A 15,491-nucleotide genomic window follows, 5' to 3' on the forward strand; every position below is an offset into this window, starting at 1 on the left:
CCAGGCGTGCACATCACGTCTAAGGGCTGTCCCGTAATCCCTGGCGGGCGCACGACGACAGCTACGGCACCTCGCTGCGTTGTCGAAACGCCCGAATACATCCAGTATGCGGACGCTCCTCCGCCTTGCGATGCACCGCATCTGACGCCGCGCGCTGATCCACCAGGGATTACGGGACAGCCCTTAGATTCGACGTATGGCGGACTCGAAGCGCGAGATCGAGCGGAAGTACGAAGCCACCGACGTCACCCGGCTGCCCGACCTGAGCCGGGTGGCCGGCGTCTCGGCCGTCGACCACCCGGGCGTCAGCGAACTCGACGCCGTCTACTACGACACCGAGGACCTGCGGCTCGCGGCCGGCTCCCTCACCCTGCGCCGCCGCACCGGCGGGGACGACGCCGGCTGGCACCTCAAATTCCCGGTCGCCACCGGCATCCGCGACGAGATCAGGGCCCCGCTCTCCGACACCCTGCCGCCCGAACTGGCCGCGCTGATCCGCTCCCGGGTCCGGGACGCCGAGATCGTCCCCGTGGTCCGCTTGCGCTCCGCGCGCGACGTCCACCACCTGACCGGCCCCGACGGCGGGCTGCTCGCCGAGGTCAGCGTGGACCGGGTCCGGGCCGAGCGGCTGCACGGGGGCAGCGGCACCGCCTCCTGGACCGAGATCGAGGCCGAACTCGCCGACGGCGGCGACCCGGCCTTCCTCGACGCCGTCGAACGGCGGCTACGCGAGGCCGGGGTACGGCCCTCCGCATCGCCGTCCAAACTCTCCCGGGCCCTGGCCGAGACCAGAACCGGCGGGAAGAAGCACAAAGGGCCGGCCGGGAGCCCCGTGCCGCGCACCGCCGGCGACCACGTCCTGGCCTACGTGCGCCTCCAGATCACCGCGATCGTCGACCTCGACCCGGCCGTGCGCCGCGGCCTGCCCGACTCCGTGCACCGGATGCGGGTCGCCACCCGCAGACTGCGCAGCGCGTTGCGGACCTACCGCAAGATCCTCGACCGGACCGTCACCGGACCGGTGACCGAGGAGCTGAAGTGGCTCGCCGCGGAGCTCGGCGTCGACCGCGACCAGGAGGTCCTCGGCGAACGGCTGCGCACCCGGCTCGACGGACTGCCCCGCACCCTGGTCCTCGGCCCGGTCCGCGGCCGGCTGCGCACCTGGTCGGTGGTCCGCAGCACCAGCTCCCGCCACCGCGCCGTCGCCGTACTCGACGGCAGCCGCTACCTGACGCTGCTCGCCGCCCTGGACGCCCTCCTCGCCGGCCCGCCCCTGCTGCCCGCCGCGGCGACGCCACCCGGAAAGGCGCTGCCGCGCGCCCTGCGCAAGGACCACCGGCGTCTCGCGCACCGCATCACCCACGCCCTGGAACTGCCACCGGGACCGGAGCGCGACCTCGCCCTGCACCAGGCCCGCAAGGCGGTGAAGCGCGCACGCTACGCGGCCGAGGCCGCCCGTCCCGCACTCGGGAATCCCGCCGGGAAGTCCGCCAAGCGGCTGAAGGCCGTACAGGGTGTGCTGGGCGACCACCAGGACAGCGTGGTGGCCCGCGAGGCCCTGCGCGCCCTTGCCGTCCGGGCACAGCTGTCCGGCGAGCCGTCGTTCACCTGGGGACTGCTGTACGGCCAGGAGGAGCGCACGGCGGCGGCACGCGAACAGGAGCTGCCCGGGGTGTGGGCCAGGGCTTCCCGGGCGCTGGGCCGGGCGGCTCCGGAACGCTGAGCGCCGGGGTACGCTGGATGGTCATCCTTGCCGGCTCTCGAAAGTTCGCGATGTCTGTCGATTCGGTCTTCCCACAGCTCGAAGCTCTGCTCCCGCATGTGCAGAAGCCCATCCAGTACGTCGGCGGTGAGCTCAACTCCACCGTCAAGCCGTGGGACGAGTGCGACGTCCGCTGGGCCCTCATGTACCCGGACGCGTACGAGGTGGGACTCCCCAACCAGGGCGTCATGATCCTCTACGAGGTGCTCAACGAGCGCCAGGGCGTCCTCGCGGAGCGCACCTACAGCGTCTGGCCTGACCTGGAGGAGCTGATGCGCGAGCACAAGGTGCCCCAGTTCACGGTGGACGCACACCGCCCGGTCAAGGCCTTCGACGTCTTCGGGCTGAGCTTCTCCACCGAACTCGGCTACACCAACATGCTCACCGCCCTGGACCTGGCCGGCATTCCGCTGGCCGCCAAGGACCGGGGCCTGGACGACCCGATCGTGCTCGCCGGCGGCCACGCCGCGTTCAACCCCGAGCCGATCGCGGAGTTCATCGACTGCGCGGTCATCGGCGACGGCGAGCAGGCCGTCCTGCAGATCACCGAGATCATCAGGGCCTGGAAGGCCGAGGGCCGCCCCGGCGGCCGCGAGGAGGTGCTCTTCCGCCTCGCGAAGACCGGCGGCGTCTACGTCCCCGGCTTCTACGACGTCGAGTACCTCCCGGACGGCCGCATCGGCCGCGTCGTGCCGAACAAGTCGGGCGTGCCGTGGCGGGTGTCCAAGCACACCGTCATGGACCTGGACGAGTGGCCCTACCCGAAGCAGCCCCTCGTCCCGCTCGCCGAGACCGTCCACGAGCGGATGTCCGTCGAGATCTTCCGAGGCTGCACCCGCGGCTGCCGTTTCTGCCAGGCCGGCATGATCACGCGCCCCGTGCGGGAGCGAAGCATCACCGGCATCGGCGAAATGGTGGAGAAGGGTCTCAAGGCGACCGGCTTCGAGGAGGTCGGCCTGCTCTCGCTCTCCTCCGCCGACCACTCCGAGATCGGTGACATCGCCAAGGGCCTGGCCGACCGCTACACGGACGACAAGATCGGGCTCTCGCTGCCCTCCACCCGCGTCGACGCGTTCAACGTGGACCTGGCCAACGAGCTGACCCGCAACGGCCGCCGCTCCGGTCTCACCTTCGCCCCCGAGGGCGGCTCCGAGCGCATGCGCAAGGTCATCAACAAGATGGTCTCGGAGGAGGACCTGATCAGGACCGTCTCCACCGCGTACGGCAACGGCTGGCGGCAGGTGAAGCTGTACTTCATGTGCGGGCTGCCCACCGAGACCGACGAGGACGTCCTGCAGATCGGTGACATGGCGGTCAACGTCATCGCCAAGGGCCGCGAGGTCTCCGGGCAGAACGACATCCGCTGCACCGTCTCCATCGGCGGCTTCGTGCCCAAGCCGCACACTCCGTTCCAGTGGGCCCCGCAGCTCGGCGTGGAGGAGACCGACGCCCGGCTCGCCAAGCTCCGGGACAAGATCCGCGGCGACAAGAAGTACGGCCGCTCGATCGGCTTCCGCTACCACGACGGCAAGCCCGGCATCGTCGAGGGCCTGCTCTCCCGGGGCGACCGCCGGGTCGGCTCGGTCATCCGCGCCGTCTACGAGGCCGGCGGCCGCTTCGACGGCTGGCGCGAGCACTTCAGCTACGACCTGTGGATGAAGAGCGCCGAGAAGACACTGCCCGGCTTCGGCGTGGACGTCGACTGGTACACCACCCGGGAGCGGACGTACGAGGAGGTCCTGCCCTGGGACCACCTGGACTCCGGCCTCGACAAGGACTGGCTCTGGGAGGACTGGCAGGACTCGCTCGACGAGACCGAGGTCGAGGACTGCCGCTGGACGCCGTGCTTCGACTGCGGGGTGTGCCCGCAGCTCGACCTCGACATCCAGATCGGCCCGACGGGCAAGAAGCTCCTCCCGCTGACGGTCGTGAAGTGACACCGTCCGGCTCCGGCCGGGTGACAGCTCGATGACGAAGGCCCGGCCCGGGAAACCCCCGGACCGGGCCTTCGCGTCATGGAGTGCATGGACAACGCAGAGCACCAGGCCCCCGCGCGGTACGAGAGCGGCGACGGCTGTCTGACCACCCTCGTCCGGATTCCGGTGCGGATCGTGGTCCTCGTGCTCGTCCTGCCGGTCCGGATGGTGTGGGACGCGCTCGCCGCATGCGCCCGCGCCGTCGACCGGACCCTGCTCAGGCCGCTGGGACGGGGCCTTTCCTGGCTGTTCCAGGTCCTCGTGGCCGCCCCGGCCGGATGGCTGTGGACGTGGGTGGTGACCCCGGTGGCCCTCGGGGTGCGGTGGCTGGCGTGGGCGGTGCTCGTGTGGCCGTGGACCGCGCTCTGGCGGTACGTCGTGGTGCCCGGGGTGCGGTACGGGATCGCGGTCCCGGCCGGCTGGATGTACCGGGAGATCCTCACCCCGCTCGGACACGGGCTGCGGTGGGCGTACCTGGGGCTGCTCGCACCCGCCGGACGCGGACTCCTCACCGGGATCGGATGGCTGCTCAGGGCCGTGCTCGTCCTGCCGGTCGTGGGCGTGTGGCGGTATGTGCTGGTGCCGCTGGGGTCGGCCGCCGCCTGGGTGGTCCGCTACCTGGTCGTCGTCCCCGCCCGGTGGGCGTACCGGGAACTGCTCACCCCGCTGGGGCACGGCACCGCTTGGCTCCTCGACCTGCTGGGGCGAGGCGTCGCCGCCGGCTTCCGGGGGCTGTGGGCCGGTCTGTGCCTGCTCGTCTCGGTGCTTCTCGTCACTCCGCTGGTCTGGGGGTACCAGCGGGTGCTCGCCCCCGTGGGCCGGGAGGTCGCGGCCGCGTTCGGGTTCGCGTGGCGCGCCGCCGGATTCGTCTCGCGGGCCGTCGGCCGGGCGCTGGCCTGGCTGGCACGGCACCTGGTCGGGGCGCCGGTGGCCTGGGCCTACCGCACGGTGTGCACCCCTGTCGGGCATTTCGTGCGCGACGCGGTGTGGGCCCCGGCCCGGCGGGCGGCCGTCACAGCTGGCCGGACGGCCCGGGACGCGATGCGCACCGCCCGCGAAACCGTGCGGCAGGCGCGTCGTGACGCGTGGCGGGCACTGGTCGGCGGGCCGCGCGTGACCGAGCCCCGGGAACTCGACAGGCGGGTTGCGCGTACTCTGGGTAGTACAACGATTGTGCCCAGCGCGGCGCCCGAACCAGAGATCTCCCTGCACGGCGGGAAAGCCGCAGAGCAGGGGTGAGCCGGAGCGGACACCCCGGGCCACCCGTATTTCGTGGGCGGTGCGCCACCGCGTCCGCCCCGCACCGAGGAGAAGAACCACTGGGCAAGCGACAGCCCGAAGGCCCGCCGCCCGCACCCACAGTGCAGCGCATTCGTCTGCGTTACACCAAGCGCGGCCGCCTCCGGTTCACCAGTCACCGTGACTTCCAGCGTGCTTTCGAGCGGGCGCTGCGCCGCTCGGAGGTGCCCATGGCCTACTCGGCGGGCTTCACCCCGCACCCCAAGGTGTCCTACGCCAATGCCGCTCCCACCGGCACGGGCAGCGAGGCCGAGTTCCTGGAGATCGCCCTCAGCGAGGCGCGTGACCCCGACGTCCTGCGTGAGCTGCTGAACGACTCGCTGCCGGACGGGCTCGACATCACGGACGCCGTGGAGGCCCGCACCTCGGGTCTCGCCGACCGGCTGACCGCCTCCGTCTGGGAGATGCGGCTGGACGGGGTCTCCGTCGAGGAGGCCGAGAAGGCCGTGGCCGCCTTCAACGGGGCCGAGACCGTCGAGGTCCAGCGCCGCACGAAGAACGGCATCCGCACCTTCGACGCCAGGTCCGCCGTGGTGGACCTGCAAGCCCTTGACCAACAGCCTGATAGGCCCGAGGTCAAGGCCTGTGCGATACTGCGGCTGGTTGTTCGGCACGTGACACCTGCCGTACGACCTGACGACGTCCTGTCCGGTCTCCGCGTTGTGGCCGACCTGGCGCCGCCGGTCCCCGCAGCGGTGACCAGGCTGGCGCAGGGGCTCTTCGACGAGGAGTCCGGCACGGTGACCGACCCGCTCGCGCCTGACCGCGAGGCAGCCCCGGCCGCTCTACCCACGGCCACCGGGACCGCCGCCGCGACGGCGCCTGAAGGTGCGGGAACCGCGTAAGGCGGTCGTTGTAGCGCAGCCCTCGGACTCGGGAGCCACCTGGTCCGGGCCGCGCGCAGACCCATAAGACTTTCGCCAGGCCGTGCGCACACCGTGTACGGAACCGGCGAGCCAGACATTCAGCCCCCGTGCGGCGCCCGCGCCCCGGACGGCGGTACCGCGTACATGAGCGGACCGTGCCGGACCGGAAACAGACGCGGCGCCCGGGAGCCCGACGGGAGAACCGCCCGCATGCTCGAGCCCACCGAACCCGGCACGACCGGGAACGCAGAAGACAGCAACACCCCCGGGGACAAGCTGCCGCCGCGCCGCAGGCGCCGTGCGGCGTCCCGCCCGGCCGGCCCGCCCTCGGGCGGCGCACAGGGCGCGGCGGACGCGCCGGCCATACCGGCCGTTGACGCCGGAGAGTCGGACCCCACCACCGAGAACACCACCGAGGCCGAGGCCGCCCCGCCCGTGCGGGCCCGCCGCCGCGCGGTCCGCAAGGCCACCGCTCCGGCGGGTGCCCCGCAGGCCGCCGAGGTCGTGGAGCCCACCGTGGCCCCCGAGCCCGTCGCCGAGGAGCCGGTCGAGCAGGCCGAGCCGGTCGAGGCGCCGCGTGCGCGTCGTCGCGCCGCCCGCAAGGCCACCGCCCCGGCGGGCGCTCCGCAGGCCGCCGAGGCCGTGGAGATCGTCGAGGAGCCGGCCGCCGCGGCGAGCCCCGAGCCCGTTGCCGAGGAGCCGGTCGAGGCGCCGCGTGCGCGTCGCCGCGCCTCCCGCAAGGCCACCGCCCCGGCGGGTGCCCCGCAGGCCGCCGAGGTCGTGGAGATCGTCGAGGAGCCGGCCGCCGCGGCGAGCCCCGAGCCCGCCGCCGAGGCGCCGCGCGGCCGTGCCCGCCGCAGGGCCTCCGCCCCCGCCGGTGCGCCGCAGGGCGCCCGCACCGAGACCGCCGAGCCCGTCGCGGCCGAGCCGGTGGAGGCCGCTCCGGCCGCCGCCGAGCAGGCCGAGCCGGTCGAGGCCCCGCGTGGCCGCCGTCGCGCGGTCCGCAAGGCCACCGCCCCGGCGGGTGCCCCGCAGGCCACCGAAGAGCGCAACGAGGTCCAGACCGGCGAGAGCCTGCCCGAGGCAGCCGTCGAGGAGCTGGCAGCCGAGACCGCCGAGGTCGAGGAGGCCGCCCCGCGCGGCCGCCAGCGCCGCCGCGCCACCGCGGCCGCCGGCCGCCCCGAGTTCACCGGCAAGGTCGAGGAGCCCGCGCGCCGGAGCCGTGGCGCGGCGCGCCCCGCGGTCGCCGTGTTCCAGGCTCCGGTCTTCTCCGAGCCGATGTTCCAGACCCCGGAGACCGCCGCAGCAGCCGCCGCCGCAGGCACCGGTACGCAGGACGAGGAGCCCGAGGACGAGATCGGGACGGCCGAGGAGCAGACCCCGGTCGCCGAGGCGCCCGCCCCCGCCGAGGCCCCGCAGGGGGGTTCGCGCCGCCGTCGCCGCCGTCGCGGTGAGGCCGCCGAGGCCGAGCCCGCCGCCGCACCCGCGCCTGCCGCCGCCCCGGTGGAGGAGCAGGCCACGGAGGACCACGAGCCCTCGGGCGACAGCGAGAACGACGCCGAGCACGACGGCGAGGACACCGACGAGTACGGTGACCGGCCCTCGCGCCGCCGCCGTCGTGGTGGCCGCCGTCGCCGCCGTGGCGAGTCCGCCGAGGACGAGAGCACGGAGCAGCAGCACCACGACGACACCGCCGACCACCGTTCCGACCGCTCCGAGGACGAGCAGGAGCGCGCCCACGAGTCCGAGGACGAGGGCGACGAGGACAACGACGACGACAGCGACTCCGGCGCCGCCGGTTCGAGCAGCAGCCGTCGCCGCCGTCGCCGCCGCCGTCGCAGCGGTGACTCCTCGTCCGACGCCGAGAACGGCACGGACGACCCGGAGCGCACGGTCGTCAAGGTCCGTGAGCCCCGTAAGAAGGAAGCCGAGCGCGAGCCCGGTACCGGCTTCGACGAGGTCCAGTCCATCAAGGGCTCGACGCGTATGGAGGCCAAGAAGCAGCGCCGTCGCGAGGGCCGCGAGCAGGGCCGCCGCCGGGTCCCGATCATCACCGAGGCGGAGTTCCTGGCCCGCCGCGAGGCCGTCGAGCGTGTCATGGTCGTCCGCCAGAACGGCGAGCGCACCCAGATCGGCGTCCTCGAGGACAACGTGCTCGTCGAGCACTACGTCAACAAGGAGCAGGCCACCAGCTACGTCGGCAACGTCTACCTGGGCAAGGTCCAGAACGTCCTGCCGTCCATGGAGGCCGCGTTCGTCGACATCGGCAAGGGCCGCAACGCCGTCCTGTACGCCGGTGAGGTCAACTTCGAGGCGCTCGGCATGGCCCACGGGCCGCGCCGCATCGAGACCGCGCTCAAGTCCGGCCAGTCCGTCCTCGTCCAGGTGACGAAGGACCCGATCGGCCACAAGGGCGCCCGCCTGACCAGCCAGGTCTCGCTGCCCGGCCGTTACCTGGTCTACGTGCCCGAGGGCTCGATGACCGGGATCAGCCGCAAGCTGCCCGACACCGAGCGTGCCCGGCTCAAGACCATCCTCAAGAAGATCGTCCCCGAGGACGCGGGCGTCATCGTCCGCACCGCCGCGGAGGGCGCCAGCGAGGACGAGCTGCGCCGCGACGTCGAGCGCCTCCAGGGCCAGTGGGAGGACATCCAGAAGAAGTCGAAGAGCAGCGGCGCCTCCAACGCGCCGACGCTGCTCTACGGCGAGCCGGACATGACCGTCCGGGTCGTCCGCGACATCTTCAACGAGGACTTCTCCAAGGTCATCGTCAGCGGCAACGAGGCGTGGGACACCATCCACGGCTATGTCTCGCACGTGGCGCCCGACCTGACGGACCGGCTGTCGCGGTGGACCTCCGAGGTCGACATCTTCGCGACGTACCGGATCGACGAGCAGCTCATGAAGGCGCTGGACCGCAAGGTCTACCTGCCGAGCGGCGGCTCGCTGGTGATCGACAAGACCGAGGCGATGGTCGTCGTCGACGTCAACACCGGCAAGTTCACCGGCCAGGGCGGCAACCTCGAGGAGACCGTCACCAAGAACAACCTGGAGGCGGCCGAGGAGATCGTGCGCCAGCTGCGGCTGCGCGACCTCGGTGGCATCGTCGTCGTCGACTTCATCGACATGGTGCTGGAGTCCAACCGGGACCTGGTGCTGCGGCGTCTCCTGGAGTGCCTGGGACGCGACCGTACGAAGCACCAGGTCGCCGAGGTCACCTCGCTCGGCCTGGTCCAGATGACCCGCAAGCGGGTCGGACAGGGTCTGCTGGAGTCCTTCTCCGAGACCTGCGTCCACTGCAACGGGCGCGGCGTGATCGTGCACATGGAGCAGCCCACCTCGGTGGGCGGTGGCGGCGGCAACGGCAAGCGGTCCAAGAAGCGCCGCGGCGGTTCCGGCCAGGACCACGAGCAGGACCACGGCCACGAGCACGAGCACGACAGCGACAACGAGGTCGAGACCGAGGCGGAGGTCGCGGCCGAGGTCGCCGCCCCGCTGGCGCTGCCCGAGCCGGAGTTCGTCCCGGACGAGGAGCTGTACAGCAGCGCGGCCGAGGCGGAGGCCGCGGCAGGCCGCGGCCGTGGCCGTCGCCGGGCGACCCGTAAGGCGTCCGCCCCGGCAGGTGCCCCGAAGCAGGCGTCCGCGCCCGCTCCGGTGGCCGAGCCGGAGCCGGTCGTGGAGCCGGAGCCCGTCGTGGAGCCGGTTGCCGAGACCGCCGTCGAGCCCCCCGCCGCTGAGGCGCCCCAGGGCCGCACGCGCCGTCGTGCGACCCGCAAGGCGACCGCCCCGGCCGGTTCGCCGGCTCCGGCCGAGCCGGTAGTGGCCGAGCCCGCTCCGGCGCAGCCCGCCCCGGCTGCAGAGGCGCCGGTCTCCGACGCCGACCCGGTCGCCGCGGAGGACCCGGTGGCCGAGGCCCCGCACGTGGAGGTCCCCGCCGAGGAGCCTGCCGCACCGCCGCGTGCCCGGCGCCGCGCCACCCGCAAGGCCACCGCGCCCGCCGGCTCCCCGGCCGGTACGGACGAGGCCGCGACCGTCGTGGTGACCGCCTCCACCGAGGACCGGCAGGCGCCGGAGTCCGCCGCGGACGCCGACGCCGGTACGGACGAGGCCGCACCGGCCAAGAAGGCGGCCCGTAAGACCGCCAAGAAGGCCACGGCCAAGAAGGCGGCCACCACCAAGAAGGCGACCGCCACGAAGACCGCCGCCAAGAAGACCGCCGCGAAGAAGACGACGGCCAAGAAGGCGGCAGCGAAGAAGACGGTGGCGGCGGAGCAGCAGAGCCCGTCCTCCGTCACGGCTTCGGCGGACGAGGTCTGAGCGACCTCGCACCGTGCGCCCGTACGCAGCCGGACCGGTTCCGTCACAGGAACCGGCCCGGCTGCGTACTGCCGCCCCCGCCGCACCGAATCCTTCCCCGCGGACACGGGAGTCTGAGCACATGCGCAAGATCCAGAAGGCCGTCATACCGGCCGCCGGGCTCGGCACCCGGTTCCTGCCGGCGACCAAGGCAACTCCCAAGGAGATGCTGCCGGTGGTCGACAAGCCCGCGATCCAGTACGTCGTGGAGGAGGCCGCCGCCGCGGGACTGAGCGACGTCCTGATGATCACCGGGCGCAACAAGCGCGCCCTGGAGGACCACTTCGACCGGAATTACGAGTTGGAGTCGGCGCTCACCCGTAAGGGCGATGCCGAACGGCTGCGCAGGGTGCAGGAGTCGAGCGACCTGGCGACGATGCACTACGTCCGCCAGGGCGACCCGCGCGGTCTGGGTCACGCCGTCCTGTGCGCGGAGCCCCATGTGGGCGACGAGCCGTTCGCGGTGCTCCTCGGCGACGACCTGATCGACCCGCGCGATCCGCTGCTGGCCCGCATGGTGGAGATCCAGGAGCGCGAGGGCGGCAGCGTCGTCGCGCTGATGGAGGTGGCTCCCGAGCAGATCCACATGTACGGCTGCGCCGCGGCGGAGGCCACGTCCCGGGGCGACGTCGTCCGGGTCACCGGGCTGGTCGAGAAGCCGGACCCGGGCGACGCCCCCAGCAACCTCGCCGTCATCGGACGCTACGTCCTGGACCCCGCGGTCTTCGGCGTGCTGCGCGAGACGGAGCCCGGCCGGGGCGGCGAGATCCAGCTGACCGACGCGCTCCAGCAGCTGGCCGCCGACGAGAAGCTCGGCGGCCCGGTCCACGGCGTCGTCTTCCGGGGCCGCCGCTACGACACCGGTGACCGGGGCGACTACCTGCGGGCCATCGTCAGACTCGCCTGCGAGCGCGAGGACCTGGGCCCCGAATTCCGCGACTGGCTGCGCGGTTACGTGGCGGCCGAGCTCTGAGAGGCTGTCGGGGCCCGTTCCCGTACGGCACCCGGACCCACCACCCGGGACACACGCACCAAGGACCAAGGAGAACCCTCATGATCGGCATGATTCTGGCGGCCGGCGCAGGCCGTCGTCTGCGCCCCTACACCGACACCCTGCCCAAGGCCCTGGTGCCGGTCGGGCCCGAGGGGAACGAGGAGAGCCTCACCGTCGTCGACCTGACGCTCGGCAACTTCGCCGAGGTCGGCCTGACCGAGGTCGCGATCATCGTGGGCTACCGCAAGGAGGCCCTGTACGAGCGCAAGGCCGCCCTGGAGGCCAAGTACGGTCTCACCCTCACCCTGATCGACAACGACAAGGCCGAGGAGTGGAACAACGCCTACTCCCTCTGGTGCGGCCGTGACGCCCTCAAGGACGGCGTGATCCTCGCCAACGGCGACACCGTGCACCCCGTCTCCGTCGAGAAGACGCTGCTGGCGGCCCGAGGCGACGGCAAGAAGATCATCCTCGCCCTCGACACGGTGAAGAAGCTCGCCGACGAGGAGATGAAGGTCGTCGTCGAGGAGGGCAAGGGCGTCCGGCGGATCACCAAGCTGATGGACCCGGCCGAGGCCACCGGCGAGTACATCGGTGTCACCCTCATCGAGGGCGAGGCGGCCGAGGAGCTGGCCGACGCGCTGAAGACCACGTTCGAGCGCGACCCGGACCTCTACTACGAGGACGGCTACCAGGAGCTCGTCAACCGAGGCTTCAAGGTCGACGTGGAGCCGATCGGCGACATCAAGTGGGTGGAGATCGACAACCACGAGGACCTGGCCAAGGGCAGGACCATCGCGTGCCAGTACTGACCCGGCTGATCCCCGCACCGGTCGTCGTCGACATCCGGGCCGGCGCTCTGGCGGATCTGGCGGGTGTCCTCGCCGATCAGCGGATCTCCGGCTCGGGGAAGCTGGCGGTCGCGATAAGCGGGGGCTCCGGCCGGGCGCTGCGGGAGCGGCTCTCGGACAGCCTGCCCGGCGCCTCCTGGTTCGAGGTCGGCGGCGGCACGCTGAACGACGCCGTCAAGCTGGCCGAGGACATGAAGTCCGGGCGGTACGACGCCGTGGTCGGCCTCGGCGGCGGCAAGATCATCGACTGTGCCAAGTTCGCCGCGGCGCGCATCGGGCTGCCGCTGGTCGCCGTGGCGACGAACCTGTCGCACGACGGTCTGTGCTCACCGGTGGCCACGCTGGACAACGACGCGGGCCGAGGCTCCTACGGTGTCCCGAACCCGATCGCCGTCGTCATCGACCTCGACATCATCCGTGAGGCCCCGGTCCGCTTCGTGCGGTCCGGGATCGGGGACGCGCTCTCGAACATCTCCGCCGTGGCGGACTGGGAGCTCGCGCACCAGGTCAACGGCGAGGACATCGACGGACTGGCCGCGGCGATGGCCCGGCAGGCCGGCGAGGCCGTGCTGCGCCACCCCGGGTCGCTGGACGAGGACCGGTTCCTCCAGGTGTTGGCGGAGGGGCTGGTGCTCACCGGGATCTCGATGTCGGTCGCGGGCGACAGCCGGCCCGCCTCCGGCGCCTGCCACGAGATCAACCACGCCTTCGACCTGCTCTTCCCCCGGCGGGCGGCCAGCCACGGGGAGCAGTGCGGTCTGGGCGCGGCCTTCGCGATGCACCTGCGCGGCGCCTACCAGGAGTCCGCGCGGATGGCCGCGACGCTGCGGCGCCACGGCCTGCCGGTCACCGCGCAGGAGATCGGGTTCAGCGTGGACGAGTTCGTCTCGGTGGTCGAGTTCGCACCCCGGACCAGGCCGGGCCGGTACACCATCCTGGAACACCTGAACCTGTCCCCGGACGGGATCAGAGACGCCTACGCCGACTACGTCAGGGCGGCCGGGTCCTGAAACGGGGCCCGGTTTGACCGGGGTGTCCCAGGCCCCGTAATCTTGACCGTCGGCGTTTGTTTCGCCACACCTCTGAGCACTGACCTCCCGCTCGTTCGGGAGAGGCCGCTCGTCCAATCCGGATCATCACGGGTCCCCGGACCCGTGTGAGCGGCTGGCTTCAGGGGTTTCGTCTTCGAGTGAGAGTGAGATCCGCGTGTACGCCATCGTGCGCAGCGGTGGTCGCCAGCACAAGGTTGCTGTCGGCGACATCGTTGAGGTTGACAAGATTCCCACCGCCAGTGTTGGCGACACGGTAGAGCTCTCTACCCTGCTCGTTGTCGACGGCGACGCCGTGACCAGCGACCCGTGGGTGCTTGACGGCATCAAGGTCCAGGCCGAGATCGTGGACCACCACAAGGGCGCGAAGATCGACATCCTTCGCTACAAGAACAAGACCGGCTACCGCCGTCGCCAGGGTCACCGCCAGCAGTACACGGCGATCAAGGTCACCGGTATCCCCGCGGCTGCGAAGTAAGGGACTGAGGAGACATGGCACATAAGAAGGGCGCATCGTCCACCCGTAACGGGCGCGACTCCAATGCCCAGCGGCTCGGCGTGAAGCGCTTCGGCGGTCAGGCCGTCAACGCCGGTGAGATCCTGGTCCGCCAGCGCGGCACCCACTTCCACCCGGGCACGGGCGTCGGCCGTGGCGGCGACGACACGCTGTTCGCCCTCGCCGCCGGTGCGGTCGAGTTCGGCACGCACCGTGGCCGCAAGGTCGTGAACATCGTTCCGATCGCCGGCTGATTCTCGGCGCTCGTAGAACGGTTTGACGTGGAGGCGGACCTCACTTCCTGTTACGGGAAGTGGGTCCGCCTTTCGCGTGTTGCTCCTACAGGGGCACGAGCGAGATTTTTCTGCACGTATGTAACTGGAGGTTCCAACCATGACCACCTTCGTGGACCGCGTCGAGCTGCATGCCGCCGCGGGTAACGGGGGCCACGGCTGCGCCTCCGTTCACCGTGAGAAGTTCAAGCCGCTCGGCGGCCCGGACGGCGGCAACGGCGGCCGCGGCGGCGATGTGACCCTGATCGTCGACCAGGCCGTCACCACCCTCCTCGACTATCACCACCACCCCCACCGCAAGGCCACCAACGGCCAGCCCGGTGCCGGTGACAACCGCACCGGCAAGGAGGGCCAGGACCTGATCCTGCCAGTGCCGGACGGCACCGTCGTGCTCGACACCGACGGCAACGTGCTCGCCGACCTGGTCGGCCAGGGCACCATGTTCGTCGCCGGCCAGGGCGGCCGAGGCGGCCTCGGCAACGGCGCGCTGGCCTCGGCCCGCCGCAAGGCCCCCGGCTTCGCGCTGCTCGGTGAGCCCGGTGAGAGCCGGGACATCGTCCTGGAGCTGAAGACCGTCGCCGACGTGGCCCTGGTGGGCTACCCGAGCGCCGGCAAGTCCTCGCTGATCTCGGTCCTGTCGGCCGCCAAGCCGAAGATCGCGGACTACCCGTTCACGACCCTGGTCCCGAACCTCGGCGTCGTCACCGCGGGCTCCACCGTCTACACCATCGCGGACGTCCCGGGCCTGATCCCGGGCGCGAGCCAGGGCAAGGGCCTCGGCCTGGAGTTCCTGCGCCACGTCGAGCGCTGCTCGGTCCTCGTGCACGTACTGGACACCGCGACGCTGGAGTCCGACCGCGACCCGCTCTCCGACCTCGACATGATCGAGAAGGAGCTGAAGCTGTACGGCGGTCTGGAGGACCGGCCCCGCATCGTCGTCCTCAACAAGATCGACATCCCGGACGGCCTGGACCTGGCGGAGATGATCCGTCCGGACCTGGAGGCCCGCGGCTACCGCGTCTTCGAGGTGTCCGCCGTGGCCCGCACCGGGCTCAAGGAGCTGTCCTTCGCGCTGGCCGGCGTCATCGCCGAGGCGCGCGCCGCCAAGCCGGTGGAGGAGGCGACCCGTATCGTCATCCGGCCCAAGGCCGTGGACGACGCCGGGTTCACCGTGGTCCTGGAGGACGACGGCATCTACCGGGTGCGCGGCGAGAAGCCGGAGCGCTGGGTGCGCCAGACCGACTTCAACAACGACGAGGCCGTCGGCTACCTCGCGGACCGGCTGAACCGGCTCGGCGTCGAGGACGCGCTGCGCAAGGCCGGCGCCCGTGCGGGAGACGGGGTGGCGATCGGCGCCGAGGACAACGCCGTCGTCTTCGACTGGGAGCCGACCGTGACGGCCGGCGCCGAGATGCTCGGCCGCCGTGGCGAGGACCACCGCCTGGAGGAGCCGCGTCCGGCCGCCCAGCGCCGTCGCGACCGCGAGGACGAGCGCGACGACGTCAGCAAGGAGTACCAGGAGTTCGACCCGTTCGCGTAGGCGACGGGA

Annotated in this window: 11 protein-coding genes; all 11 read left to right on the plus strand. The window is 72.0% G+C overall.

Annotated features, from left to right (window positions below; translation table 11 throughout):
- Positions 1-196: 196 nt before the first annotated feature.
- The 11 genes from ACGFU6_RS14895 to obgE all read left to right on the plus strand — a co-directional run bounded on the left by ACGFU6_RS14895 (position 197) and on the right by obgE (position 15,482).
- The gene (locus ACGFU6_RS14895; protein WP_393610966.1) at positions 197-1,723 is read left to right on the plus strand and encodes a CHAD domain-containing protein; all 1,527 of its coding nucleotides are present in this window, start codon (positions 197-199) and stop codon (positions 1,721-1,723) included.
- Between the two features lie 50 nt (positions 1,724-1,773).
- Positions 1,774-3,699: a TIGR03960 family B12-binding radical SAM protein gene (locus tag ACGFU6_RS14900; RefSeq protein ID WP_393610968.1), complete on the plus strand. Its 1,926-nt coding sequence runs from the start codon at positions 1,774-1,776 to the stop codon at positions 3,697-3,699.
- 87 nt (positions 3,700-3,786) lie between these two features.
- The gene (locus tag ACGFU6_RS14905) at positions 3,787-4,977 is read left to right on the plus strand and encodes a hypothetical protein (protein WP_393610969.1); all 1,191 of its coding nucleotides are present in this window, start codon (positions 3,787-3,789) and stop codon (positions 4,975-4,977) included.
- A gap of 122 nt (positions 4,978-5,099) precedes the next feature.
- Positions 5,100-5,882: a TIGR03936 family radical SAM-associated protein gene (locus tag ACGFU6_RS14910; RefSeq protein ID WP_393610970.1), complete on the plus strand. Its 783-nt coding sequence runs from the start codon at positions 5,100-5,102 to the stop codon at positions 5,880-5,882.
- Positions 5,883-6,113: 231 nt separating this feature from the next.
- Entirely contained in the window at positions 6,114-10,220 is a 4,107-nt protein-coding gene (locus ACGFU6_RS14915) for an Rne/Rng family ribonuclease (RefSeq protein WP_393610972.1), read from the plus strand.
- Between the two features lie 121 nt (positions 10,221-10,341).
- Entirely contained in the window at positions 10,342-11,232 is an 891-nt protein-coding gene (gene galU / locus ACGFU6_RS14920; RefSeq protein WP_393610973.1) for a UTP--glucose-1-phosphate uridylyltransferase GalU, read from the plus strand.
- Between the two features lie 80 nt (positions 11,233-11,312).
- Complete coding sequence (locus tag ACGFU6_RS14925; protein ID WP_393610975.1) at positions 11,313-12,065, plus strand: sugar phosphate nucleotidyltransferase; 753 nt, start codon at positions 11,313-11,315, stop codon at positions 12,063-12,065.
- Positions 12,053-13,114, plus strand: a complete 1,062-nt coding sequence (locus ACGFU6_RS14930) for an iron-containing alcohol dehydrogenase family protein (RefSeq protein ID WP_393610977.1) — start codon at positions 12,053-12,055, stop codon at positions 13,112-13,114. Before ACGFU6_RS14925 ends, ACGFU6_RS14930 begins: the two co-directional genes overlap by 13 nt.
- A 196-nt stretch (positions 13,115-13,310) precedes the next feature.
- Positions 13,311-13,631 carry a 50S ribosomal protein L21 gene (gene rplU / locus ACGFU6_RS14935; protein WP_024494442.1) on the plus strand — a complete coding sequence of 107 codons (321 nt, stop codon included), beginning with the start codon at positions 13,311-13,313 and terminating at the stop codon, positions 13,629-13,631.
- Between the two features lie 14 nt (positions 13,632-13,645).
- A complete protein-coding gene (gene rpmA / locus ACGFU6_RS14940; protein ID WP_018103204.1) occupies positions 13,646-13,903 on the plus strand; it encodes a 50S ribosomal protein L27 in 258 nt (85 codons plus the stop codon).
- A 139-nt stretch (positions 13,904-14,042) separates the two neighbouring features.
- Positions 14,043-15,482 (plus strand): GTPase ObgE, encoded by a 1,440-nt coding sequence (gene obgE, locus ACGFU6_RS14945; RefSeq protein WP_123526020.1) that lies wholly within the window; start codon positions 14,043-14,045, stop codon positions 15,480-15,482.
- The last annotated feature ends 9 nt before the right edge of the window (positions 15,483-15,491 follow it).

It is taken from the genome of Streptomyces sp. NPDC048462 (assembly GCF_043200175.1).
In the GTDB taxonomy this organism is placed as follows: Bacteria; Actinomycetota; Actinomycetes; order Streptomycetales; family Streptomycetaceae; genus Streptomyces.

What these genes read in the sequence shown, in the direction of transcription:
- ACGFU6_RS14895 (WP_393610966.1), top strand. Translation starts at nt 197, where the DNA reads ATGGCGGACTCGAAGCGCGAGATCGAGCGGAAGTACGAAGCCACCGAC.
- ACGFU6_RS14900 (WP_393610968.1), top strand. Translation starts at nt 1,774, where the DNA reads ATGTCTGTCGATTCGGTCTTCCCACAGCTCGAAGCTCTGCTCCCGCAT.
- ACGFU6_RS14905 (WP_393610969.1), top strand. Translation starts at nt 3,787, where the DNA reads ATGGACAACGCAGAGCACCAGGCCCCCGCGCGGTACGAGAGCGGCGAC.
- ACGFU6_RS14915 (WP_393610972.1), top strand. Translation starts at nt 6,114, where the DNA reads ATGCTCGAGCCCACCGAACCCGGCACGACCGGGAACGCAGAAGACAGC.
- galU (WP_393610973.1), top strand. Translation starts at nt 10,342, where the DNA reads ATGCGCAAGATCCAGAAGGCCGTCATACCGGCCGCCGGGCTCGGCACC.
- ACGFU6_RS14925 (WP_393610975.1), top strand. Translation starts at nt 11,313, where the DNA reads ATGATCGGCATGATTCTGGCGGCCGGCGCAGGCCGTCGTCTGCGCCCC.
- rpmA (WP_018103204.1), top strand. Translation starts at nt 13,646, where the DNA reads ATGGCACATAAGAAGGGCGCATCGTCCACCCGTAACGGGCGCGACTCC.
- obgE (WP_123526020.1), top strand. Translation starts at nt 14,043, where the DNA reads ATGACCACCTTCGTGGACCGCGTCGAGCTGCATGCCGCCGCGGGTAAC.